Source organism: Pseudomonas sp. Bc-h (assembly GCF_002080045.1).
Classification (GTDB): domain Bacteria; phylum Pseudomonadota; class Gammaproteobacteria; order Pseudomonadales; family Pseudomonadaceae; genus Aquipseudomonas.
This window is the reverse complement of record NZ_MUIN01000009.1, coordinates 95,892-117,431: the sequence shown is the minus strand read 5'-3', so window position 1 is coordinate 117,431 and position 21,540 is coordinate 95,892. Positions and strand designations below refer to the sequence as shown.

Below are 21,540 nucleotides of genomic sequence, written 5' to 3'. Positions count from 1 at the left end.
TGATTGGAGGACCGATAGGTGGCGGATTCTGACGTCCAAGGCATGCTCGTTCGGATCGAGGCCACTACCGCGCAACTGCGGCAAGAGCTTTCTCGGTCGGAAAGTGCTGTTGCCAGCACGGCTCGAAAGATTGATCGCAGTCTTGCAGACGTTGATGGTGCTTTTGATCGGCTGAATAGCAGCGCAGATAAAGTTGGCGAAACCGTTTCATCGACTTTCGAGAAGATCGGCGCGGGTAACATTGCGGCTGCGGGATCGATTGCCGGTCTTGTAGCACTCACCAGTAGTACGATCGACTACGCACGCGAGGTGAAAAATCTCGCACAGCTTTCAAATACTTCCGTCGAGGACTTTCAGCGCCTGGCATACGGTGCGAAATCAGTCGGTGTTGAACAGGAAAAGCTTTCTGACATCCTGAAGGACACGAACGACCGCGTCGGTGAATTCCTTCAGCGTGGCAGCGGTGAAATGGCCGATTTCTTCAAGGAAATCGCGCCTCAGATCGGGGTAACTGCGGGGCAGTTCGCCAATCTATCTGGTCCGCAGGCCTTGCAGCTGTACTACACCTCATTGGAAAAGGCAGGGCTGAATCAACAGCAAGTCACGACCTATATGGAGTCGATGGCTGACGAGGCCACCGCCCTAATTCCGTTGCTTCGGAATAACGGCAAAGAGTTTCAGGCTCTTGGAGACCAAGCTGAAAATGCTGGCTCGGTAATCTCGGAGTTCAACATCAACCGCTTGGTAACGGCCGGGCAGGCGATCTCAGGGCTAAAAGCGACATTTGCCGGTGTGACCAACCAAATCACCATCGGCCTTCTGCCGGGTATCGAGCAGGCTACTGACAGCCTGCAAAAAATGCAGGACAACGGTGGTGCGAAGCAGCTCGGCGAAACGATAAGTTTCCTCGCAGAAAATGTCGACGTACTGGTGGCTGCACTGGGCGGAAAGCTGGCGGCCGCATTTGCGAAGTTCGCTATTGATGCTGTGACGTCTGCTGGCGTGGCCACCAAGGCCATGCTAACCAACATCGCAGCGACCAAAGCGTCGGCCATCGCGAAAGCGGAAGAAACAGCAGCCTCGGCCAGTTCGGCTGCGGCCAAGCTGAAAGAGTCGGTCGCCGCATACAGTGCTGCACAGGCTATCGAGGCTGAGGCCGCTGCACGGCTTGCAAGCCTACAGGTGGCGCAGCAGCAGATTGGTTACCAGGCACGATTGGCAGTTGGTACCGCCGAGGAGACTCGCTTTTCGGCAGCGCTGGCGGCCATCGAACGTGACTTGGCTGCGGCAAAGGCCGCGGCCGCCACCGCATCGAACCAGCTCGCTGCGGCGACAGTCGCTTCCAGTGCTGCAATGGCCCGCGATACTGCGGCTACAACTGCAAACGCGGCTGCTCAGACACAGGCAGCGGCGGCCAAAAACGTTCTGGCCCGCGCCGGTGCTTCTCTGTTGTCGCTGTTAGGCGGCCCTGCCGGTATTGCCGCGCTTGCCATCGGCGTCGGCGTCGCATTCCTGACCATGGGGTCGCACGCCCAGGCAGCCTGTGCGGACATCAACGACCTGAAACGGTCGGTGGAAGAAGTTCGCAAGGAATTCAACCAGCTCACGCGCGACCAGCAGCAAGGGGCTTTGATTCGTGTAACCGAGCAGCAGAGGGACTCAGCGAAGCGCGCAAGTGATGCGTTTGGTGATTTGCGAACGTCGATGCAACGGGCCCTGATTGGGCCTCGCTCCAGCGAGACAGGATCGAAACAGTTCACCGCGCTGGCGGACAGCCTCGACAAGGCCAGATCCGCCGGTAAGCCCTTGTCGGACACCATCCTGCAGGTCGGCAAGCAACTGAATATTCCCCAGTCCACTCTGGATGGGTGGGTGAAGCAAGCCGACAGCGTCAGCAGCCTCGATGTCGAAACCAAGTTGCTGACAGATCGTCAGGACCTGTATCGCAAGCAACTGGACGGCAGCACCAAGTCGACCACGGGAAAGACCGACGCTGATATTGCCGCCGAGAACGCGGCGAAAAACTACCAGCAGACCTTGGACAAACAGCTCAATACGCTGAAAGACAAGACCAAGCTGGAGGAAGCTGACCGGTTCATCACCGAAAACAAAATTGATCCCCAGAGCGAGTTAGCGAAGCAGATCCGCGAAACCGCCAAGGCCGTCGACGCTCAGAAGCAAGCCGACAAGGATGCCACTGATGCGACTCAGAAGAGCAAGGAGGCGCAGAGTAAGCTCGAGCAGCAACTTAAGGCGTCCGCTGACGGCTATGCCAAGCTGAAAGAGCAATTCGACCCTATTGGCGCGGCAGCAGACGAGCAAGCGAAGAAGATCGCGGAGCTTCGGCTGCTCTACCAAAACGGGAAGGTGTCGACGGAAGAGTACGGCCAAGGCCTCAACTGGCTGCAGAAGCAGTACGACCAGGCTGTTGCTTCTGCCAACGGCATGGCGGAAGCGTTGAAATATGAAGCCGACTTGCAGCGGCAACTCGCCAATGCGCAAGCATCTTACGATCAGCTGGTCGCATCTGTCGGGATGGGCAGCAAGGAATCCGAAAGGGCCCAGGCACGGCTCGCGCTGGAAAAAGAAACCAACGACAAGGTCCTGAGCCTGCGCACGGAGTTGGCCACGGCTACCACCGACAAGCAGCAAAAGGAGCTGGAGAATCAGATTGCGCTGACGCAGAAGTATGGTGCATTGCAGGTCGACGCGATGGTGGAAGGCTATCAGAAAGTCGATGAGGCGCAGGGCGACTGGAGACTGGGGGCGAGGTCAGCATTTCAGGACTACGCCGATGCTGCGAGAGATGTCGCCGGACAAACAAAATCTGCGTTTACGTCGGCGTTCAGCTCCATGGATGATGCCATCGATACTTTCGTGACGACGGGTAAATTCAGCTTCAGTGATTTCACTCGCTCGATCCTGGCCGACATGGCCAAAATCGCCGCACGACAAGCATCGAGTTCTTTGCTCAGTTCATTATTCGGGGCAGGTCTCAACTACTTCACCGGTGGGGGCGGTAACGGACTGGCGGCCGGGTCTGCTGGGGCTGCGTCGTCTAATTTGGGCGCCTCCCAAGCAGGTTACTCATCTACCTACTTTCCGCAGGCCGACGGCGGCGCCTGGCTCAACGGCATACAGATGTTCGCCAACGGCGCGGCGTTCACCAACGGCATCGTAAACACACCAACGGCGTTCGGTATGGCTGGAGGCGGCACTGGAGTCATGGGCGAGGCCGGGCCCGAGGCGATCATGCCTCTGGTGCGATCTTCGGATGGGTCCCTAGGCGTGCGTATGGTTGGTGGGGCTACCGCCAGCGGAACGGTAGTGCAGGTCGATGCGCCGTTGTACCTCACGGTGCCGGACCGAAGTTCTGACGGGATGGAACTGGATCCCGCTGCGCTTCAACAAAACATGCAAAAGCAAATGGTGGCCACTGCTCAAAAGGCGATTGCCGATTCCTGGCGTCCCGGCGGTACCAGCCACCGAAATAGTATCGGGAGAGGCTGATGGCTATCGAGACATTCACCTGGTCGCCCGACGATGAGCCCAGCAGCGACACCACTCTCAAGACAAGGAAGTCTCAATTCGGCGACGGATACGTTCAAGTTTCAACTGATGGACTGAACAGCGAGCAAGAGAGCTGGGATCTTACCTTTGGGGGAGTAAGCGATGAGGTCGTCCCCATTCTCGCCTTTATACGGCGGCATGGTGGTGCCAAGTCGTTTCTCTGGACCACGCCTGAGGGCGTGCTGGGGATGTACCGATGCGAGACATTCCGGCAACAGCGTAAACCCGGCGGGATCGTTGCGCTCACGGCAACCTTTGAAAGGGCGTATCACCCATGAGCTTGATCACTCAACTTCAGCAGTTAGAGCCTGGTGCCGAAATTCTTCTTTTTGAACTGGATGGGTCTGACTACGGAGCCGATGTCCTGCGTTTCCACGGCCATGCGATCCCGTACACCGCAGCAGAGCTGCTCGCCGCTGGTGCCGATGCCGACCAAATGCCGGCGAAATCGATCTGGTGGCAGGGAGAGGAGTACGGCGCCTGGCCGATGCAGATCGACGGCATCGAGGCCAACGGCGATGGGACCGCCGTGCGTCCCACGTTGTCAGTTGGCAACGTGAATGGCCGAATTACTGCGCTGTGCCTGGCTTTCGAGGACTTGCTTGAGTTCAAGTTGACCATGCGGCACACGTTGGCTCGCTACATCGACGCGGCCAACTTCCCCGCAGGCAATGCTGAGGCTGACCCAACTCAGGAATCCATCGAAGTCTGGTACTTGGACCAGAAGACCAACGAGGACGGCGAAACCGTTTCGTGGGAGCTCGCCAGCCCGGGCGATGTGGGTGGCGAATCGATCGGGCGCCAGATGACCACGCTGTGCCATTGGTGCCTCACTGGCGGTTATCGAGGTCCAAACTGCGGCTATATCGGTCCGTACTTCGACAAGGACGGTAATCCGACAAATAACCCGGAGCTCGACGAGTGCAATGGGTTGCTCACGACCGGCTGTGAGCCGCGCTGGGGCGCCAACAACGAACTACCTTTTGGCGGCTTCCCGGCTGTCTCGCTGATTGCCCGGAGTTGACCATGCTGAAGCACATCCTTAAAGCGGTGAAGACACATGCTGCCGCAGAATACCCGCGCGAGTGCTGCGGGCTACTGATCAGCATTGGACGCAAACAGCAATACACCCCTTGCGCCAATACCGCGACCGAGCCGAGCGAAGAGTTTCGGATAGCTCCGGAGGATTACGCCGCCGCGGAAGAGCAAGGCGAGGTGATCGGTATCGTTCATTCGCACCCGGACGCGACCAGCAGGCCGTCACCGCGCGATCTCGCGATGTGTGAGGCGACCGAGCTGCCCTGGCACATTCTGAGCTGGCCGGAAGGTGATCTGCGCACCATCTTGCCCGCCGGTCACACGCCGCTGCTAGGGCGTCCCTTCGTGCATGGGGCTTGGGACTGCTGGCAGGTTTGCGCTGACTGGTATAAGCGCGAATGGGCGCTGGAGTTCGATGCCTTCAAGCGTGAGGACGGTTGGTGGGAGCATGCCGATGGGCCGAGTCTTTATGAACAGGCCTATGAAGCAGCGGGCTTCGAGCGTGTTGGCACGCCACGGCGCGGCGACATGGTCGTGATGGAAGTAGGGCGGACGAAGCACCCGAACCATGCCGGTATCTATCTGGGTTCTGATCCGGGGCTGCCAGGCGAGTCAGCGGCAGTGCACGGCGCTGGACCATTTCTGCTTCACCACATGTACGGCAAGCCGTCCGAGATCGTCGTCTTCGGCGGGCCGTGGCATGACAGAACGCGCCTGATCCTCAGGCACAAAGACGCAAAACTGTGAGCGGCGTTGCCGCAGGAGGAAGTATGAAGAATTCGCCTAAGCCGAGTGCTGCCTTACCATTTTTGATTGGGAGTGATGGTCGACTTTACATCAGCAGTGCACTGATCCAATCATCGACCATCAAATCAGTGATTACTGACCGAGCTCACGCTGCTTCTTAGCTAGCTCTTCTTCGGACAAAACTACAGGCAGCGGCCGCCCAGGGAAAACCTGTTCAAATATCTGTAAGGCATAGCCGTCACCGTAACCTTGGTTGCGACTCGCTATGACTGCTGCGCCGAGGCGAGCAAGTGTGTGGTCAGGTTGTTGCGCCGCTTGGGTCTGTGCGAGGGCGAGAACAACTGTTGCCAATTGGTTAATCGCGTCGTCGACGGAAGTTGATTTCGTAGACATCTTGACCTCCTAGGTCACATTGCCCCGGTCCATGGGCTTGCAGACAACGGACCGAGGCGGTTCATTGGAGGCGAAAAGCTACTACGGCCTGTGTCAGGTTCGTTACTGATCGTTTGTCCACGCTGGATGGGTACACAGGACACATGTATCGTTGCATTCCGTTTTCTCGCAATTGGCGAGCAGAACGGTTAATGCCCCACTAGGAGAACCGCATGAGCGACGATATGGACCAAAAGCAGCCCAAGATTGGAAAGCTAGATCTTCCGGATGAGATGATGCTCCTCGGTGGGGCCATGCTGGCTGCGCAAAAGCTAGAATTCGTCTTATATGGGATGGCCTCTCACCTTAAAAAGCGCGGGGGGAAATTCAAAAATCTAGATCCAGAAGAGTTCTTGCGTGGAGATGGCTCCACAACCAAGGCCACACTGGGTGACATAGTTCGCGAGTTCGCGTCTGATTTTCAAATCGATAGCGAGGAGCTCACCCGTCTGGTAGGTGACAGAAATTTGATAGCTCACGACTACTGGCGGATGACTAAGGCGAAAATAAGAGGCGGGAGGTCGTTGCAGGATCCAGAAGACTTTCTTTTCCGGTTCATCAGTCGGTGTGAGTCCTGGACTGCTAAATGCGAAGGGTGGCTCCAATTAGCAATTGCCACTATCGCCGAAAGAGACGGTCGGTCTGATGAGTTTGTTGTGACGCCGGAATCGACAGCGAAACTCTTGGAGTACCTCAAGCACATCGCGAATCGGCAATAGCTGAACATCTTTGTGACCGGGCGATGCTTGGATCGGGGGAATGTGTGCTTACGCCGATTAGCGTTATCCTCGGCCCTTTCTCAATGAGGGATCATCATGCGAATTTTGATAGGGGCGCTGGCTGTTGCCCTGCTGGCTGGCTGCGTCGGCCCGGGCGATCTGGTGCAAAACGAGCCAAGCATCACAGCCTCCACCAGGAAAGATCCGAAGCGTTACGCCCTTTGCGTATTCCCCAAGTGGCAGAACGCTCGAACCGATTCAACGATGTCTGAGACCGAAAACGGATACCGACTGCTTGTAGCCAGTAACAACATGGCAGACGAGATGCTCGACATCACCAAGACCTCAACCGGTAGTTCAGTTGTTCTCCACCAGCGTATGGCTTGGTCCATGATGCCGGGACGCAGCGCGGTCGAATCGGCAGTGCGATCCTGTCTTTAAACGAATTTTAAACAGCCGCCTCAGGGCGGTTTTTTTATGTCCGGAGCAAACATGGCCGCAACAGCTGCGCAGTTCGACCCAGTCACCACAATCATTCTCACCGGTCCGCTCCGAAAGAAGTTTGGGCGCATGCACCGCCGTCAGCTTGACAGCGGGCGCGCGTGGGAGGCCCTTAAAGCTTTAAATTGCACGCTTGAGGGCTTCGAGGAGGAGATTAAGCGACTCGCCAGACTAGGGATGAGGTTTGCTGTTTTCCGGAATGGGCAGAACGTTGGGGTCGACAGCTTAAATATCGGCGGCACCAGGGAAGTTAAGATCGCCCCAGTGCTTGAGGGCAGTAAGCGAGCAGGCATTCTGCAAACTGTTTTGGGTGCAGTGCTGCTTGTGGCAAGTATCTGGTTTCCTTCTTTGGCTCCTGCTGGTGTCGCTCTTGTAGCTGGCGGCGTGATCCAGATGCTTAGCCCTCAGGCATCAGGGCTTCGTCAGAGTGCCGCGCCGGAAAATCTCCCGTCCTACGCCTTCGGCTCTGCCAAGAACACTACGGCCAGCGGCAACCCGGTTCCGATCTGCATCGGCCGCCGGCGATGGGGTGGCGCGATCATTTCCGCATCGATCTACGCCGAAGACAAAACCTGATTCTGAACTGGATTACCCGACCGCCTACTGGCGGTTTTTTTATGCCTGGAGAAAAGCATGGGCGCAGTTGAACAAATCGACATCCGTGGCGCCAAGGGCGGCAGCAGCAGCCCCAAAACTCCCACCGAGGCTGCGGATAGCCTGCGCTCGACTAACCTCGCCAAACTCCTGATAGCTGTGGGCGAAGGTGAGTTCGACGGAACGCCGACAGCTGCGAACCTCTATTTGGACAACACGCCGATCAACGATGCCAGCGGCAACGTCAATTTCCCGAACGTGAAGTGGGAATGGCGTACCGGCGCGGTGGACCAGTCCTATATTCCGGGCATCCCGTCGGTCGAGAATGAAACGACGGTGAACGTCGAGCTGCGCAGCGACACCTCTTGGGTCCGCTCACTAACCAATACCCAGCTTTCCGCCGTACGCTTGCGTTTCGCTTGGCCAGCTCTCCAGCAGCAGGATGAAAATGGGAACGTGGGTGGCTACCGAATCGAATACGCGGTCGATGTTGCCACGGACGGCGGCGCTTATCAGCAGGTCCTGGACGAGGCGGTCGACGGCAAGACGACCACCCGTTATGAGCGGTCGCGCCGCATCGATTTACCAGCGGCTATGTCCGGCTGGCAGATCCGCGTCCGCCGCATCACGCCAAACCAGAACAGCAACAAGATCGCCGATACGATGCTGGTCGCCGGCTACACCGAAGTTATCGACGCGAAACTGCGGTATCCGAACACCGCGCTGCTCTACATCGAGTTCGATGCCGAGCAGTTCACTAACATTCCGACCGTGACGGTGGACTGCAACGGGCGCAAATGGCAGGTTCCGAGCAACTATGACCCTGTCGCGCGCACCTATTCAGGCGTGTGGGATGGCACCTTCAAGTCGGCGTGGACCAACAATCCCGCGTGGGCGACATTCGGGGTCTGTACGGTAGATCGTTTCGGCCTGGGCAAGCGCATTAAGCCGTTTATGGTCGACAAGTGGGAGCTTTATCGAATCGCCCAGTACTGTGATCAGTTGGTGCCGAATGGCATCGGCGGACTTGAGCCGCGCTTTCTCTGCGATATGAACCTGCAAGGTAAGGCCGAGGCCTGGACGCTGCTGCGAGACATCTCGGCGATATACCGGGGGATGACCTACTGGGCGCAAGGCCAACTTGTGATGCAGGCCGACATGCCGCGCGCGCAAGACTTCGACTACGTCTTCACGCGTGCCAATGTCATCGACGGTAAGTTTTCCTATGGCAGCGCCTCGTCGCAGACTCGCTATACCCGGGCGATCGTCAGCTACGACAATCCAGCGAACAACTACGACACCGACGTGACGGCCTATGCCGACCCGGTCTTGCAGCGTCGGTTTGGTGACAAGCCTGTCGAAATCAGCGCCATCGGTTGCACCCGCGCGTCTGAAGCCCAGCGCCGCGGGAAATGGGTGGTGATGAGCAACAACCAAGACCGCACTGTGAACTTCAAGACCGGCATGGAAGGCGCGATCCCACTGCCGGGCTACATCATTCCGGTTGCGGACTCGTTGCTTGCGGGCCGAGAAATCGGCGGGCGTATCTCCGCTGCAGCTGGCCGAGTTGTGACACTGGATCGTGACACTCAAGCCAAGGCCGGAGATCGTCTGATCATCAACCTGCCGACCGGCAAAGCAGAGGGCCGCACTGTCCAGTCTGTGGCAGGTCGCGCCGTCACGGTGACCACCGCCTACAGCGAGACCCCAGCGGCGCAACTCCAGTGGGCACTTGATGCCGATGACTTGGCTATTCCGCTGTATCGCGTACTCAGCAGGAAGCGCACCGCCGAAGGCGACTATGAGATTGCCGCGCTCCAGTTCGAGCCCAGCAAATTTCCATACATCGACACCGGCGCAAAACTCGAAGACCGGCCGATCAGCGTCATTCCGATCACCGTCGTTCCGGCGCCTGCCAGCGTTACGCTGACTTCTAACTCGGCGATCGATCAGGGTATCGCTGTCACCACCATGACCATCACTTGGCCTGCCGTAAACGGCGCTGTCGGGTATGACGTCGAATGGCGGAAGGACAACGGTAACTGGATCAAGGCCCAGCGTACCGGTAACACCAGCGTTGACATCCCCGGCATTTACTCGGGCGGCTACTTGGCCCGTGTACGCGCCGTCAGCGCCTATGACATTTCGTCGACCTGGCGCTCGTCGAACCTGACACAGCTGAACGGCAAGGAAGGATTGCCGCCTGCGGTCACTTCCTTGACCACTGAAAGCCTGATCTTCGGCATCGGCCTGAAATGGACTTTCCCAGCCGGAGCCGAGGACACCCAGCGTACTGAACTCTGGTACAGCCAAACGCCGCAGCTGGATAGCGCGACCAAACTGGCCGATCTGGCCTACCCGCAATCCGACTACACCATGCAGGGTCTGAAGGCAGGGCAATCGTTCTTCTTTTGGGCGCGCCTCGTCGACCGCACCGGCAACGTCGGCCCATGGTTCCCGACAGCTCCCGGCTTCGTGAACGGGCAGGCGAGCTCCAATGCTGATGACATCCTCGACTATCTGGTAGGCGAGATCACCGAAAGCCAACTGGGTCAGGAGTTGCTGTCGGAGATCGGCAAGATCGGCGGTGACGGCCCGGGTTCGGTCAATGAACGCCTTGACCAGGTACGGACCGACCTGGGCGGCCAGATCACCGACGTCAACAACACCGTGGCCGAAGTGCAGAACGAGCTCCAAGCACAGATCGATCAGATTGCGGATCTGGCTGACTCGATGCCTTACAAGGCCGACCAGACATACACGGCCGGGCAGGGCGTACTCGGCGCTGACGGGATCATCTATCAGGCGACCCAGAACGTCCCGAAAAACACGGCACCCCCGAACGCCACCTACTGGCTGAGCGTTGGCCAGGCGGTGCAGACAGCGAATGGCTTGGCCGCACGCGTCACCACCGCTGAAACCAAGATCACCAGCATCGAGGGCGTGAACACCTCGCAGGCGAACCAGATCACCGGCCTGCAAACCTCGCTGGATGGCAAAGCGTCATCCACTGCTGTCCAGAGCCTGACGACCAGGGTCACGACCGCCGAGGGCACCCTCAGCAGCCAGGGCACGGCGATCACCGGTCTGAACAGCAGCCTGACGACCACAAACCAGAACGTGACCGCCGCGCAGAATGCTGCGAATGCGGCGAACACGCTGGCAGGCGGGAAGGGCAAGGTCATCGTTCAGTCGGCGGCGCCGACGGCTGCCGATCAGTTGGCGCAGAACCTGTGGATCGACATCACCAATAACGCGAACACCCCAAAACGTTGGACGGGGAGCAAGTGGGACGCTGTTACAGACAAGGCTGCGACGGATGCTGCGGCGGCGGCTGCGAGCGCTCTGGCGCAGGTGGCAACCAAGGCCGAGGCAGCAACTGTCCAGGCGTTGAGCAACACGGTTACCCAGCAGGGGACTGACCTGACAGCGGCCGGGAATGCGATCACCAACATCACCGCAAACATTTCGAACGTTGGTGGTGAGAACCTGCTGTACAACCCATCGTTTGACAGGTTTGCGACGGCAAGCTCGCCGATTGCTGATGGCTGGGTGAGCACTGTCCCCGCGGGGCCGTCTGCAATCTTCTCTCAAGTTGCTTCCACACTTGATCCTTCTGGCAAGTCACAGCGGATCGATGTGTCAGGCCTGACAACCAGCACCTATGCCGACTTGACCCCGGTGGTGACTAATAGGCCAGCGGTATCAGCCGGTCAGGTAATCACCTTGTCCACCAGCGTAAGGGGGACGGCAGGGCTCGGCTTTCAGCTGTTTATGCAGCATCGGGATGCAAATGGGGCCGTATTGGCGACCGCGTCGCAGGGCGTCAATACGCTAACCGATGGTTGGCAGCGGGTCTCACTGACCAGTGCGGCACTTCCCGCCGGGACCGTAGTTACAACGCCACTTCTTCGAGTGCGTCCAAACTCGGCGGGTTCGATTACCGCTGGATTTGCAGAGGTGGACCGTGCGCAACTTGAAGTCTCTCCTGTCGTAAGTGGCTGGAAGGACAGCGGCAAGGTGGCTTCAGCCGACATCGCCGCCCAGGCTGCAGCTACCACCGCGCTGACGGGGCGGGTAACCCAGGCCGAAACCGGACTGACCAGCGTGAGCGGTCAACTTACCCAACTGAACAACAGCATCGGCAGTATGGGCGGTGACAACTTGCTGCCGAACAGCTCGTTTGAGCAGACTCCAAGTGGAGACACAACTCGCCCGACTTACTGGAGAGTCGGCGGCAGCACTGGCGCCACGCCGACACTGACATTTGTCGATTCGACCCTGAGTTCAAGCGTCAAAGCCGTTCGTCTAACTCGCGCAGGTTTGGCGAACGGCGGGTACATAGACCTGAACTGGAACACCCCCGATGCTGACCAGCCAAAAGTCACAGAGGGGCAAGTGTACACCCTGAGCGTGTATGCCAAGCTGTCCAGCTCCTCGGCTCGGTTTGCCATGTACATCCAGTGGATGAACGCGGCCAGCGTCGTTGTTTCAACCAGTCAACTCGCGGAGACGCAAGTAGGAACGACGTTCACTCGGATCAATTTTACCGCGACGTGCCCAGCTGGCGCCGTCAAGGCGCATGTATACGCCGGACGTCTGTTGAATCGCTCCGGCGCAACTGCGGATATGTGGATCGAGCTGGATAACGTGCAGCTTCAGGAAGGCTCTGTTGCCACCGCCTACAGCCCGTCGGTGCAGGCTGTCACCAACGCGCAGGCGGTGACATCGGCGGCAGTTGATTCGCTCTCGTCTACGGTCACCCAGCAGGGCAGCACGCTGACCAGCGTTGCTGCGCGGACTACGACGCTTGAAAACGCGGTGAACAGCACCACGGACGGGCTTGCGACCAAGGCCAGCGCGGCTGCATTGCAGACGTTGTCGAATCGGGTAACCAGCGCTGAGGGCGTGAACACCGCGCAATCGTCCAGCATCACCGATCTTCAAACATCGGTGTCGACCATTCAGGGCAGCTTGGGCGCTTCCGGGCTTGATCCGGCAGAGAACGCAACGTGGAATTTTGACAGTACGGCAGAGGGCTGGACGGCCAACAACTCGACCTTGTCGTTCCCGTCCGCTGGGGTAATACGCCAAACCGCGACTGCTGGCGATCCGAGCATCCAAGTGTCCGGCCTGTCCATCAACGGAGGCTTGTTTACGAAGGTCCGGATGTCCATCACGCGCCGCGCTGGAGCCGCCGCAACAGACTGGGATGGTCAGTTCTTCTACTCCACCAGCGGGCACGGTTTTACAGCATCTTTCCGCAAGGTGCTCGCAAACCCTAACCTCGCTGTTGGCGCAAGCACCATCCTTGAGTTTGACATGGCGGCGCTCACCGCAGGCGGAGCGGACTGGACGTCCAGCACCATCACGGCCTTGCGTGTCGATCTTGGACTTGTGAGCGGTAGCGCATTCGATATCGACTGGATTGCTGTCGGTCGTGTCGGGCCTGCCGCATCGAGCCGCGCATTACAGTCGCTTACATCGACTGTCACCACGCAGGGCGCAACGCAGACGTCGCAGTCTCAGCAAATCGTAAGCCTGCAAAGCTCGGTCGGCGGCAACACTGCTCAATTGCAGCAGCAGGCAACAACGATCGCGGACTCGGCCAACAAAATTGCTTCTTCATACAGCGTGCGATTGGCCCTGTCTTCTGGTGGCCAGTATTACGCGGCCGGGTTCGGCCTTGGGCTGGATAACAGCTCTGGCGCCTTACAATCATCGTTCGTTGTCAGTGCCGACCGGTTTGCCGTGCTCAACACCGTGGCGGGCAATGTTTTGACTGCCCCGTTTGCGGTGGTCAACGGGCAGACCTTCATCAGCGATGCGTTCATTCAAGACGGCTCTATCACCAATGCAAAGATTGGTGAAGTGATCCAGTCGAATAACTGGGTTTCAGGCCAGACGGGATGGGCGATATCAAAAACGGGTTACTTCGAAATGAACGGCAACACGCCCGGTGCCGGTCGGATCGTTATTACCAGCGCTGGGGTAAAGGTATACGACCAAAACGGAACCTTGCGTGTTCAGCTTGGCAACTTGGGGTGAGTGATGGCTTATGGAATGAGAGTGTGGGGCGCCGACGGCGCCCTGCAACTGGACGAAAACTCTTTCACTATCCGAGTAGTGCTGTCTCAGGTAGTCAGCTTCGGCACTGAACGCGGAGTGCAAAGTTTTTCAGTACCAGGATGCACGCCGGACAATGCGAATGCCGTTGTCATACCCATAGGCAACTACGGTAGTAATGATCGACAGTTCGAAGTCTTGGTGGGAAACGGTGTTGTCGAGGTAGCGAACTGGATGAGGAATTCGCCCACCATATTCAACACGGCTTCGGGCTCGATGCGACTCATTGTGATGAGGTTCAAATGACGTACGGCCTCAGCTTCACCAACAATCAGAATACCGTCATTCTTGACTCTGAGTTCGCCCGGCTTTGCGTCATCTCCGGAGGTCGGTACGCAGCCAATCAGGAAGGTGGTCTCGCCTCACTGACCACGTTCGTCAGGCCTGTGACCTCGCAAGAGCCCCCGTTGGTATTCATCCGGCCAGACACCACAAACGTCATCGCCGCAGCAGGGAAGATGTATTTGACGGGAGGCCCGGGGAATTGGACCGGGTTTTATGTCAGGACTTATGGCGTTACCACGGCGCAGCCAAACGGGCGTTACTTTGTGGCGGCATTCGCGGCCCAACCTGTGGCCAACTATGGGTTGAGGTTATGGGACGGGGCAGGCAAGTTGCTGTTCGACAGCGGTACCCAGGCAGCCTTGTTCACCCGATCATTTTCGAACTGGACATATGTTAAGTCCGAGCAGACACCCACGACCTCGTATCGAAACTACTATCGGGTGGATTTCAATTTCCCTGAGAACGAATATCTCATGATTAATTCGTTCGGAATGACGTTGCTTTCAGGAGGTTCCGAAGGCAGAAACCTGTTCACCTGGTGGGACTTCGCGGGAGGAAATATGTATGCCATCACTGAGGCGTTCAGTAATCCCTACGATTTCCATCTTCCTGCGGTGTTCGCAAAGATAGCTGCGTGAGCGGCCAGAAAACGGCTACACAACCATTTCCGGTTGAAATTTTACCAACCATGGAGCGTTACCATGCCTTACATCGTAATCAACACCAGCAACAGCTACGACCCAAGCAACCAGACTGAGTACGCCACCGAGGCAGAAGCGGACGCCAAGGCCCGCGAGATCCTGCAGGCGTTCCCCCAGTCCAACATCCGGACCGCGCAGTTGCTCAAGACTTACCGCGCACAGGTGACCATCACGGCCGAAGACGTTCCTGAGCAGGATCAGACGGCCGAGTAACACAACGCTCACCAATGCCCGCCTAGTGCGCTTTGGGCCGTCATAGTTGGACGGACTCTAATCAGTACTGCTTACGCCGCACTTGGATATCGCCACGCTGGTATTGCTGATAACCGGTGTAAGGAATCAGGATCGTGTCCGCGATTGCGGAAGCAACGAGATCGAAGGCAATTGGCGTTACGGCCCAGTGAGAACCTGACCGGGGTGGGCTGTTCAGGTTGCAAAACTGATAACTCATTCCGCTGTAAGCCCGGGGGATTGTGTGGCAGTTGGATTGCCACTTCGCGAGGTCGTCAGCCGCGCCTTTCTCGTCGTTTAGCGTCTTCACCGTGCCGCAGCCTGATAGTGCTGCAACGAGGCCCAAGACAATCCATATCCTCATTGGTCTTTCTCCATATTTGGTGAAGTACCAATCATAGCTGTTTGAACGAGCCCGCTGCATGCGGGTTTTTTTTCGCCTGGAGAACCTGATGGACGTGACTGAGAAAGATCGTGATGTGCTGGCGCGAACCCTGTGGGGCGAAGCGCGCGGGGAGGGGCTGGCGGGGATGATTGCCGTAGCCTGGTCGATCCGCAACCGTGTCGACGACGGCAAGGACAAATCATGGTGGGGCGAGGGCTATGCCGGTGTCTGCCAGAAGCCGTACCAGTTCAGCTGCTGGAACAAGAACGACCCGAACTATCCGTTCCTGAGCGGCGCGAAGCCGATCCCGGCGGCGGAGCTCACGATGTGCCGCCTCGCTGCTGAGCAGGTCATTGGCGGGCTGAAGCCTGACCCTACCGGCGGCGCGACTCACTATTACGCGACCACTATGCCGAAACCACCGGCCTGGGCTGCCAAGGCGAAGCAGACGCTGAAGCTCGGGCACCACATCTTCTTCAGGGACGTGCCATGACCGAAGCGCAAATGAAGCTGATCGGCGCCGCGGTGATTGCCGCCGCGTTGTTCCTTGCCGGCGGGTCGGTTGCATGGCTCTGGCAGGCAAACGCCTACGGCAAGGTCATCGCCACCAATGAAGCCAACCGCCAGGCCGATATCGCGCTGATTGCCAACGCCGGGTCAGATCAGGCGCGCAAGGCGCTCGCCAAACAGCAGGATGCCGAGCAGAAACTCGCAGCCTTGGACAAAGACGCCACAGAACAGAAGGAAAGGGCCAATGCTGAAAACGAAATATTGCGCCGCGCTGTTGCTGATGGCACTCGCCGGCTGCGGATCGCGGGCAGTTGTAGTGCCGGTGGCGGGAACGTGCCCGGTACCGCCGGCACCTCCGGCGTGGGTGATGCAGGCTCCGTCGAACTCGCTCCAGCAGCTGGACGATCTGTTCTCGATATCCGCGCCGGGATCATTGCTGATCAAGCAGCCCTGAGGGCAGCCCAGTCGTATATCAGGGATGTCTGCGGGCTGCTGGGGCAACCATAAGAGTTGCTAGGGGCACGGTGGCCGGGCCTGCCGAATTAAGCCAGCTGTACATCCGGCTCAGTCGCTGCATTTGCTGGAACGCAACGTCTTTGATGATTCCGTGCGCACCGCAGTTGCATTCTGCAGCCTCACTTGAATATCGCCCATTGCGACTGTGAGCATGCTAAGTCGCTCCTGGTCCTCCTCGTTTGGCGAGCTTTTCACTTTGATTTTCTGCTGCTCTTGCATGTTCTCAATAAGTAGCTTAGTTAGCGCCCCTTGATCTAGTTGACTGTAAATTGCATCCACATTTGCGCTCATTAAGCATTTTAGTTCGGCAATCTGATGCTTCGTTGCAAAAACGTTATAAAGCCACAGTAACCCGCCTACGAAAAACGCCACTAAAGAAATAAGCTCCTTATAGTCGTTTAGCCATTGTATTGCCGATTTTTGATCCGGTTTGTGCTTACCAGCATTCCGTACATTAGCTGCCGGATCATTGCGAGATACCATTTTCCACTCCTTTGGGTGTCATGCAGTAGCACGGGGTGTTAGGCGGCGCTGTGCTAGGCAGTGGGCAGGCTCCAATCGAGGTCAGGCAGACCGAGGTGTAGACTGCATATGGGTTCTGGGTTGGGTACCTAGGTATTGGCGGCGGGAGCGGAAGTGCATTGCTAGCGTTGGAGGCATTACGATAAGTGTCGACCTCGGACTTTCGAGGTTGAATAGCATTTTCAGGTAAAGCATATATTTGGCTTGAAGCTGCGGACTCCTCCCTGCTTAAAGGGATGGTTTGATAGATATTGTCGAACAGCCCGCCTGCCTGGCAAAGCCCAGATTTCAACAGAATCAGTGAGATAAAAAAAATTTTTTTCACGGGAAAATTCCTCGCGAATCAACCTTATAATTTACGATACTACTGCTAGTACGTTACAGCGCATTTTTTGTAGTTTAAGGATAGGCACCCGAGATAGGTTTGTCCAACCAAGCCCCGCCAGATGATGATGATATTCTGCTATCGCCGGGGGGCTAATCGTTAGCACTAGCCTCCACCAAATACGGGCCTTGATTCCGCACATTCCCCACGTCCTTGCTCACCTCGAACCAGGTGAAGTCCTCGGTCTGCCTGCAGCACTCCTTGGCGATCTCGGCAGCGCGCTCCGGCGTGGTCTCTGGATCGACCCACTCCCGGGCGTGCTCAGGGCTCAACACCACCGGGCGCCTGTCGTGAATATCCACCATCCCCTGATCTGAATCGGCGGTGATGATCACAAAGCCGTCCTGCGGGTCCTGCTCCAAACCCTGATGCACTTCAGCCAGCGCGGCGAAGAACATCGGACCTTCCTCCTTCAGCCTGATGAAATAAGGCTGCTTCTTCTTCGGGTCGTCCGGATCTTTCACCCATTCAAACCAGCCGTTAGCCGGCGCCAGTGCTCGCCCATTCGGCCATAGCTGTTTGAAAAATTTCCCCGTCATTACCGTTTCTACCCTGGCATTGATCGGGGCAGGCCGCTTCCCTTCACCTTTCGCCCAGAACGGCGACCATCCCCACTTCACCTTGTCGACGCTCAGACCCTCCGCTGTCGACCTGATAATCTCCACGCGGGTAGTCGGTGCCACGTTGTAGCGCTCGATCGGCCAGAGGTCATAGCCGTTGATAATCAGCTGCTGGGGCGCCAGTTCCTTGAGGTAGTGGTCCATCGGTTCGTAGATCGAGTAGCGTCCGCACATGCTGTCACCTGTCGAAAATCGTCTTATACAGTGTTGACCACCGCAGCGCAGCTTAGTTAACTGTACGCATATACAGTATCGAGCATGACCTATGTATTTCCTCATCACACCCCGACGGCGCCTTGGCGTGGCCGTCGATAAAAAGGAATTGGCGAAAATCCCACCGATCCGGGGAGACGTGCAGATCATCGAGGCGCATGAAAATCTGCTTGGCCGCACGACGACCACCGCATGGATATTCAGCTCCGCGCCTGGGGAGAACATTTTGCCAAGACTGCTGGACGTGCGCATAACAGGCATGGCCACTGGCGGGATGAATCTGACCGGGGTCGAGATGATCGACGACGCACTGTATGCACAGTCGTGGTGGTGCCGCTTTGCGTGAGGTAGCCAACCATGCTTGAAGACCAGGCCAAGATATCCCTCGATGCGCTGCTCAACATCAGGGCGCCCGGCACGTACTTGATAAAGGTCGACGGCGACAGCATGGAAGGGGCCGGCATCTTCTCCGGCGACATCCTGATCGTCGACAAGGGCTTGGACCCAGTCGGCGGAAACGTCGTCATTGCACTGATCGACCGTGAGCCCACGGTGAAGTATCTGACATTCACCGCCGGGATGCCGGTGCTCCGATCTGCCAACCCGAAATACCCGCCGCGCTTCATCCTGGAGAACAACGAATTCGAGGTGTGGGGCGTGGTCACCTACAGTATCCGGGACCACGACAGGAATTGAGAACGGACGTCAAAGAGCGAAAATTGAAGATCTGGAACGACCTGCTCGAGCATGAAGCGCGGCGAGTGTGCGCAATCGAGCATTGGGCGGGGGGCTGGCCGGGCACGCTATGGCGCTGGGCAGGCTTGGTGTCATTGCCGAGGAAGAACTTCGGGAAAGCTGGAGCTCGCCGACGCTGCCTACAGCCCGTCGCCGAGGAGTTGCTGACTCGGGAGTGGCTGCAGGTAAAGGCGGCCAAGAAATTAGAAAAAGGGGAAGGGTGAATGTCGGCGGACGCCGGAGAGGGTTCGGAGTTGGGAAAACGCCGAAAGGTGCGGGAGGGTGTTGATAACTCCACTGGAAGGGAATCCCCCCGATTGAATTGTACGCAGAATTGGATGTGGAGCAGAAAAACAAAGGCTTGCATCGCTGCAATCCTTTCTTTTGTATGGTGCCGGGCACCAGGAGTTGATCCCGGGACCTACTGATCACAAGTCAGTCCAGCGCTTCACCGATCTTAGCACTGCTCAATCTAACCGCTTAAGGACATCCTCGTAGTACTTATCTGATGCCCAATACTCTAGGTTTTTAGCACCCACAGTTTTCGTTATATTGTCAAATATCTTTGACCTAATGGGGCCGTGGTTGCGTACGGATACGACGTTTTTTGCGTACTGCCAAAGAGCGAAATTATGATAAGCATTTTTAGAAGAGTGAAGATGTTTTATGGTTTTAGTGTCGGCGAAAGCCTCCGCGGCCACTAAGTCAATAGTCATCGTGGTTACGTTGAAATTCTTCTGTTTAGATAGATCAAGTGCATGCATAAGTTCATGGTGAAGGGAGTTGTATCTCCACATCCATTCCAGTCCATCGTGCTTTTCTTCCAAAAGCTGATCGTTGATGAATACTGCGCTCTGCCTGATGCCTTCTCGCGTGAAACCTATCATGACCCCGGCAGCATTACGTGTGCCATAATCAAGAGGATCAATTGTTCCAAGCTCGGGATCTTTAAAAAACAACTTTTCGTCGTGTCTAATATTGCAAGCCGTCAAAAGGCATGTTTCACCGGCCATCGTGGCTTTGGATACAAGATGTATTTCGTTTGTGAGTCCTTGGAATTTTGTCTTTAAATCGTGAAAGCTGTCTTTGAAATATATCTCAGCGCTCATGAATAAGTTCCAAGTGGCTTAACCAAGCTCTGTGAGGTCTATCAATACCATCAGTTTATGACCGATATGGGTGTCGACTTCCCAAAAAATGTGATCGACGTCCTTCACTCTGAACTCTTGGCCTTTGGAGGGAGGAGAACTCCATGCGACGTTGCTCAGTGCTCGATGTTCAAATCTGTCGCCTATTGAAACCGCTGGGAACGCTGATGAAGCCTGAACGCTCCACACGGGGTCGTTTACAAAGGAATTTTCGTAAAGCTCAAAGTGAAATTCGATCGACTTAGCCATTCTTGACCTTCCTTGCAGTCTGGGAGTGAGGATATCTTGCCGCATCGGCAGAGGTTGGAAAACCCTTTGGGGGCTTTTCAAAGCAGAGCTTTACCTGTGGCTATTTCTGCTTTTCTGAGGATAGTAGAAACGCGCGCGATCGTAGATTACGAGGTCGGCCATAGCCAATTAGCTGCGCAAAACCTCCCCTAAAGGCCGCGTGTTTTCGTTTGCAAAATCACAGGAAACGCCGTATTTTGCAGGCTCTGATACGGGCTATTTTCTATATGAATCAGATGGTTGCGTCCGTACAGGCCCCAGCATGGGGTGCTAGGGGTCGAGTGTTCGAATCACTCCGTCCCGACCATATTTTTCAATGACTTAGCCCAATCTTTTCAGGTTGGGCTTTTTCATGCTTCGGGGGAATTTCGGGACTTCATCCTATCTTCCTCTTCAAGATCGTCAGGACCGGCCCGCGTGAGTCGGTAGCTGTTACCATATTTGCAGTCTCAATCAGCTTTCCAAGCTCCGCGCCGGAGTAATGGCTGGTGATGCTGCCGTTCTTGTGCCCGAGCAAAGCCTTGCGTTCTTCCTCTGTGACACCCGCTGCCCGGGTGCTGGGTTCCGGTACCGGTATCTCGCAGCCCCGCCCTCAATTTGGACACCTCCTCCTCGCGACAGCCCGTGCTCACCTTGAACAAAGCCATCGTTTGCAAGTGCGCCGGCAACTCGCCGGACATAATCGACCTCTTATCCCGTGACATCGGGTACGGCTTGCGGCTCGACTTCTTCTTCTTCTCCTCCAGCTTGGTGAGCATTGGGGCCAGTGTGTGGTGAGTATTTGATTAGTACGATTGGCAGAGACGCAGGCGTTTCCTGCCCGTAGTCAAATACGGGATATAGTTGCAGATGATGTAACCGCTCGTCGGAACCCGAGCACTATCAAGAGGTTGGCTACTCAATGGGATAGCCAAAGGAAATGGAATTTATGCGACCGAAAGTTTGTGATGCACCTAATGCGCTCGACCTCGTCAAAGAACTGGATGACGCAACCGAGCAGATGATGGCTCTGGGCGTGGACCAGGTCGGCACTGTGGAATGGCAGGAAGCCTTTGATCGGCAGCAGCGCGCCTTTCGAAGTTGGCGCGATTACCTGTATCTCAAAGCCGATGAAAAGCCCCCCGCAAAACTCCTCAGCATCGCTTGATCACCCCCCGTAGATCGGCAGACATGTGGATAGATGGGGGGTAATCAGCGCGAGTGAATTGGCGCTCGAAGTCAGTTATATGGACGATTGGCGACTAGCACCCAGCACTGAATTATTTTCGTCTGCT

The 21,540-nt window shown here is 56.9% G+C and carries 22 protein-coding genes and 2 pseudogenes; 17 read left to right on the top strand and 7 right to left on the bottom strand.

Annotated features, from left to right (window positions below):
• The first annotated feature begins 18 nt into the window (after window positions 1–18).
• The 4 genes from BWR59_RS16995 to BWR59_RS16980 are packed head-to-tail and all read left to right on the top strand — an operon-like array spanning window position 19 to window position 5,355.
• Complete coding sequence (locus BWR59_RS16995; protein WP_081566805.1) at window positions 19–3,510, top strand: phage tail tape measure protein; 3,492 nt, start codon at window positions 19–21, stop codon at window positions 3,508–3,510.
• Window positions 3,510–3,848 carry a phage tail protein gene (locus BWR59_RS16990; protein ID WP_081566804.1) on the top strand — a complete coding sequence of 113 codons (339 nt, stop codon included), beginning with the start codon at window positions 3,510–3,512 and terminating at the stop codon, window positions 3,846–3,848. The genes BWR59_RS16995 and BWR59_RS16990 overlap by 1 nt, the downstream gene beginning before the upstream one ends.
• Entirely contained in the window at window positions 3,845–4,594 is a 750-nt protein-coding gene (locus BWR59_RS16985) for a phage minor tail protein L (RefSeq protein ID WP_081566803.1), read from the top strand. Before BWR59_RS16990 ends, BWR59_RS16985 begins: the two co-directional genes overlap by 4 nt.
• A 2-nt stretch (window positions 4,595–4,596) precedes the next feature.
• Entirely contained in the window at window positions 4,597–5,355 is a 759-nt protein-coding gene (locus BWR59_RS16980) for a C40 family peptidase (protein WP_081566802.1), read from the top strand.
• A gap of 132 nt (window positions 5,356–5,487) precedes the next feature.
• Here the strand turns inward: BWR59_RS16980 and BWR59_RS16975 are convergent, their stop codons facing one another.
• Window positions 5,488–5,748: a hypothetical protein gene (locus BWR59_RS16975; protein WP_081566801.1), complete on the bottom strand. Its 261-nt coding sequence runs from the start codon at window positions 5,746–5,748 to the stop codon at window positions 5,488–5,490.
• Window positions 5,749–5,960: 212 nt separating this feature from the next.
• Here BWR59_RS16975 and BWR59_RS16970 point away from each other — a divergent pair, with 212 nt between their 5' ends.
• The 8 genes and pseudogenes from BWR59_RS16970 (at window position 5,961) to BWR59_RS16940 (ending at window position 14,926) form a co-directional block, all read left to right on the top strand.
• Entirely contained in the window at window positions 5,961–6,506 is a 546-nt protein-coding gene (locus tag BWR59_RS16970) for a hypothetical protein (protein ID WP_081566800.1), read from the top strand.
• Window positions 6,507–6,602: 96 nt separating this feature from the next.
• Entirely contained in the window at window positions 6,603–6,947 is a 345-nt protein-coding gene (locus BWR59_RS16965; protein WP_081566799.1) for a hypothetical protein, read from the top strand.
• Window positions 6,948–6,998: 51 nt separating this feature from the next.
• Entirely contained in the window at window positions 6,999–7,583 is a 585-nt protein-coding gene (locus BWR59_RS16960) for a tail assembly protein (protein WP_081566798.1), read from the top strand.
• A gap of 57 nt (window positions 7,584–7,640) precedes the next feature.
• Window positions 7,641–10,562: pseudogene (locus tag BWR59_RS32855) on the top strand (host specificity protein J); the annotation flags it as partial.
• 813 nt (window positions 10,563–11,375) lie between these two features.
• Window positions 11,376–13,649: a DUF1983 domain-containing protein gene (locus BWR59_RS33130; RefSeq protein WP_343286994.1), complete on the top strand. Its 2,274-nt coding sequence runs from the start codon at window positions 11,376–11,378 to the stop codon at window positions 13,647–13,649.
• Window positions 13,650–13,664: 15 nt separating this feature from the next.
• A complete protein-coding gene (locus tag BWR59_RS32845; RefSeq protein WP_081566796.1) occupies window positions 13,665–13,973 on the top strand; it encodes a hypothetical protein in 309 nt (102 codons plus the stop codon).
• Window positions 13,970–14,650, top strand: a complete 681-nt coding sequence (locus BWR59_RS16945) for a hypothetical protein (RefSeq protein ID WP_081566795.1) — start codon at window positions 13,970–13,972, stop codon at window positions 14,648–14,650. Before BWR59_RS32845 ends, BWR59_RS16945 begins: the two co-directional genes overlap by 4 nt.
• 63 nt (window positions 14,651–14,713) lie before the next feature.
• On the top strand, window positions 14,714–14,926 hold the full coding sequence (locus BWR59_RS16940; protein ID WP_081566794.1) for a hypothetical protein: 213 nt from the start codon (window positions 14,714–14,716) through the stop codon (window positions 14,924–14,926).
• A gap of 61 nt (window positions 14,927–14,987) precedes the next feature.
• Here BWR59_RS16940 and BWR59_RS16935 read toward each other — a convergent pair whose 3' ends face one another.
• On the bottom strand, window positions 14,988–15,308 hold the full coding sequence (locus BWR59_RS16935; RefSeq protein WP_081566793.1) for a YceK/YidQ family lipoprotein: 321 nt from the start codon (window positions 15,306–15,308) through the stop codon (window positions 14,988–14,990).
• Between the two features lie 88 nt (window positions 15,309–15,396).
• On the opposite strand from BWR59_RS16935, the gene BWR59_RS16930 reads away from it, so the two are divergent.
• A complete protein-coding gene (locus BWR59_RS16930) occupies window positions 15,397–15,822 on the top strand; it encodes a cell wall hydrolase (protein ID WP_081567167.1) in 426 nt (141 codons plus the stop codon).
• On the top strand, window positions 15,819–16,346 hold the full coding sequence (locus BWR59_RS32040; RefSeq protein WP_143490853.1) for a lysis protein: 528 nt from the start codon (window positions 15,819–15,821) through the stop codon (window positions 16,344–16,346). The genes BWR59_RS16930 and BWR59_RS32040 overlap by 4 nt, the downstream gene beginning before the upstream one ends.
• A gap of 57 nt (window positions 16,347–16,403) precedes the next feature.
• On the opposite strand, the gene BWR59_RS16920 is transcribed toward BWR59_RS32040, so the two are convergent.
• Window positions 16,404–16,838, bottom strand: a complete 435-nt coding sequence (locus BWR59_RS16920; protein ID WP_081566791.1) for a hypothetical protein — start codon at window positions 16,836–16,838, stop codon at window positions 16,404–16,406.
• 516 nt (window positions 16,839–17,354) lie between these two features.
• Window positions 17,355–18,056: an SOS response-associated peptidase family protein gene (locus BWR59_RS16915; RefSeq protein ID WP_081566790.1), complete on the bottom strand. Its 702-nt coding sequence runs from the start codon at window positions 18,054–18,056 to the stop codon at window positions 17,355–17,357.
• A gap of 91 nt (window positions 18,057–18,147) precedes the next feature.
• Here BWR59_RS16915 and BWR59_RS16910 point away from each other — a divergent pair, with 91 nt between their 5' ends.
• The gene (locus BWR59_RS16910) at window positions 18,148–18,441 is read left to right on the top strand and encodes a hypothetical protein (RefSeq protein ID WP_081566789.1); all 294 of its coding nucleotides are present in this window, start codon (window positions 18,148–18,150) and stop codon (window positions 18,439–18,441) included.
• An 11-nt stretch (window positions 18,442–18,452) separates the two neighbouring features.
• Window positions 18,453–18,791, top strand: coding sequence for a S24 family peptidase (locus BWR59_RS16905; protein ID WP_081566788.1), 339 nt, complete (start codon window positions 18,453–18,455; stop codon window positions 18,789–18,791).
• Between the two features lie 506 nt (window positions 18,792–19,297).
• Here the strand turns inward: BWR59_RS16905 and BWR59_RS16895 are convergent.
• From BWR59_RS16895 to BWR59_RS32840, 3 genes and pseudogenes are all read right to left on the bottom strand, one after another.
• On the bottom strand, window positions 19,298–19,939 hold the full coding sequence (locus BWR59_RS16895) for a hypothetical protein (RefSeq protein WP_081566786.1): 642 nt from the start codon (window positions 19,937–19,939) through the stop codon (window positions 19,298–19,300).
• A gap of 18 nt (window positions 19,940–19,957) precedes the next feature.
• The gene (locus BWR59_RS16890; RefSeq protein WP_081566785.1) at window positions 19,958–20,227 is read right to left on the bottom strand and encodes a hypothetical protein; all 270 of its coding nucleotides are present in this window, start codon (window positions 20,225–20,227) and stop codon (window positions 19,958–19,960) included.
• A gap of 415 nt (window positions 20,228–20,642) precedes the next feature.
• Window positions 20,643–21,027: pseudogene (locus BWR59_RS32840) on the bottom strand (hypothetical protein); the annotation flags it as partial.
• Window positions 21,028–21,185: 158 nt separating this feature from the next.
• Between BWR59_RS32840 and BWR59_RS16880 the strand changes: the two are divergent.
• Window positions 21,186–21,413, top strand: a complete 228-nt coding sequence (locus BWR59_RS16880) for a hypothetical protein (protein WP_230982033.1) — start codon at window positions 21,186–21,188, stop codon at window positions 21,411–21,413.
• The last annotated feature ends 127 nt before the right edge of the window (window positions 21,414–21,540 follow it).

Excerpts from the sequence above, each read along its gene's own strand:
- BWR59_RS16990 (WP_081566804.1), top strand. The coding sequence starts at position 3,510 with ATGGCTATCGAGACATTCACCTGGTCGCCCGACGATGAGCCCAGCAGC.
- BWR59_RS16985 (WP_081566803.1), top strand. The coding sequence starts at position 3,845 with ATGAGCTTGATCACTCAACTTCAGCAGTTAGAGCCTGGTGCCGAAATT.
- BWR59_RS16980 (WP_081566802.1), top strand. The coding sequence starts at position 4,597 with ATGCTGAAGCACATCCTTAAAGCGGTGAAGACACATGCTGCCGCAGAA.
- BWR59_RS16975 (WP_081566801.1), bottom strand. The coding sequence starts at position 5,748 with ATGTCTACGAAATCAACTTCCGTCGACGACGCGATTAACCAATTGGCA.
- BWR59_RS16970 (WP_081566800.1), top strand. The coding sequence starts at position 5,961 with ATGAGCGACGATATGGACCAAAAGCAGCCCAAGATTGGAAAGCTAGAT.
- BWR59_RS16965 (WP_081566799.1), top strand. The coding sequence starts at position 6,603 with ATGCGAATTTTGATAGGGGCGCTGGCTGTTGCCCTGCTGGCTGGCTGC.
- BWR59_RS16960 (WP_081566798.1), top strand. The coding sequence starts at position 6,999 with ATGGCCGCAACAGCTGCGCAGTTCGACCCAGTCACCACAATCATTCTC.
- BWR59_RS33130 (WP_343286994.1), top strand. The coding sequence starts at position 11,376 with ATGCAGCATCGGGATGCAAATGGGGCCGTATTGGCGACCGCGTCGCAG.
- BWR59_RS32845 (WP_081566796.1), top strand. The coding sequence starts at position 13,665 with ATGAGAGTGTGGGGCGCCGACGGCGCCCTGCAACTGGACGAAAACTCT.
- BWR59_RS16945 (WP_081566795.1), top strand. The coding sequence starts at position 13,970 with ATGACGTACGGCCTCAGCTTCACCAACAATCAGAATACCGTCATTCTT.
- BWR59_RS16940 (WP_081566794.1), top strand. The coding sequence starts at position 14,714 with ATGCCTTACATCGTAATCAACACCAGCAACAGCTACGACCCAAGCAAC.
- BWR59_RS16935 (WP_081566793.1), bottom strand. The coding sequence starts at position 15,308 with ATGAGGATATGGATTGTCTTGGGCCTCGTTGCAGCACTATCAGGCTGC.
- BWR59_RS16930 (WP_081567167.1), top strand. The coding sequence starts at position 15,397 with ATGGACGTGACTGAGAAAGATCGTGATGTGCTGGCGCGAACCCTGTGG.
- BWR59_RS32040 (WP_143490853.1), top strand. The coding sequence starts at position 15,819 with ATGACCGAAGCGCAAATGAAGCTGATCGGCGCCGCGGTGATTGCCGCC.
- BWR59_RS16920 (WP_081566791.1), bottom strand. The coding sequence starts at position 16,838 with ATGGTATCTCGCAATGATCCGGCAGCTAATGTACGGAATGCTGGTAAG.
- BWR59_RS16915 (WP_081566790.1), bottom strand. The coding sequence starts at position 18,056 with ATGTGCGGACGCTACTCGATCTACGAACCGATGGACCACTACCTCAAG.
- BWR59_RS16910 (WP_081566789.1), top strand. The coding sequence starts at position 18,148 with ATGTATTTCCTCATCACACCCCGACGGCGCCTTGGCGTGGCCGTCGAT.
- BWR59_RS16905 (WP_081566788.1), top strand. The coding sequence starts at position 18,453 with ATGCTTGAAGACCAGGCCAAGATATCCCTCGATGCGCTGCTCAACATC.
- BWR59_RS16895 (WP_081566786.1), bottom strand. The coding sequence starts at position 19,939 with ATGAGCGCTGAGATATATTTCAAAGACAGCTTTCACGATTTAAAGACA.
- BWR59_RS16890 (WP_081566785.1), bottom strand. The coding sequence starts at position 20,227 with ATGGCTAAGTCGATCGAATTTCACTTTGAGCTTTACGAAAATTCCTTT.
- BWR59_RS16880 (WP_230982033.1), top strand. The coding sequence starts at position 21,186 with ATGGAATTTATGCGACCGAAAGTTTGTGATGCACCTAATGCGCTCGAC.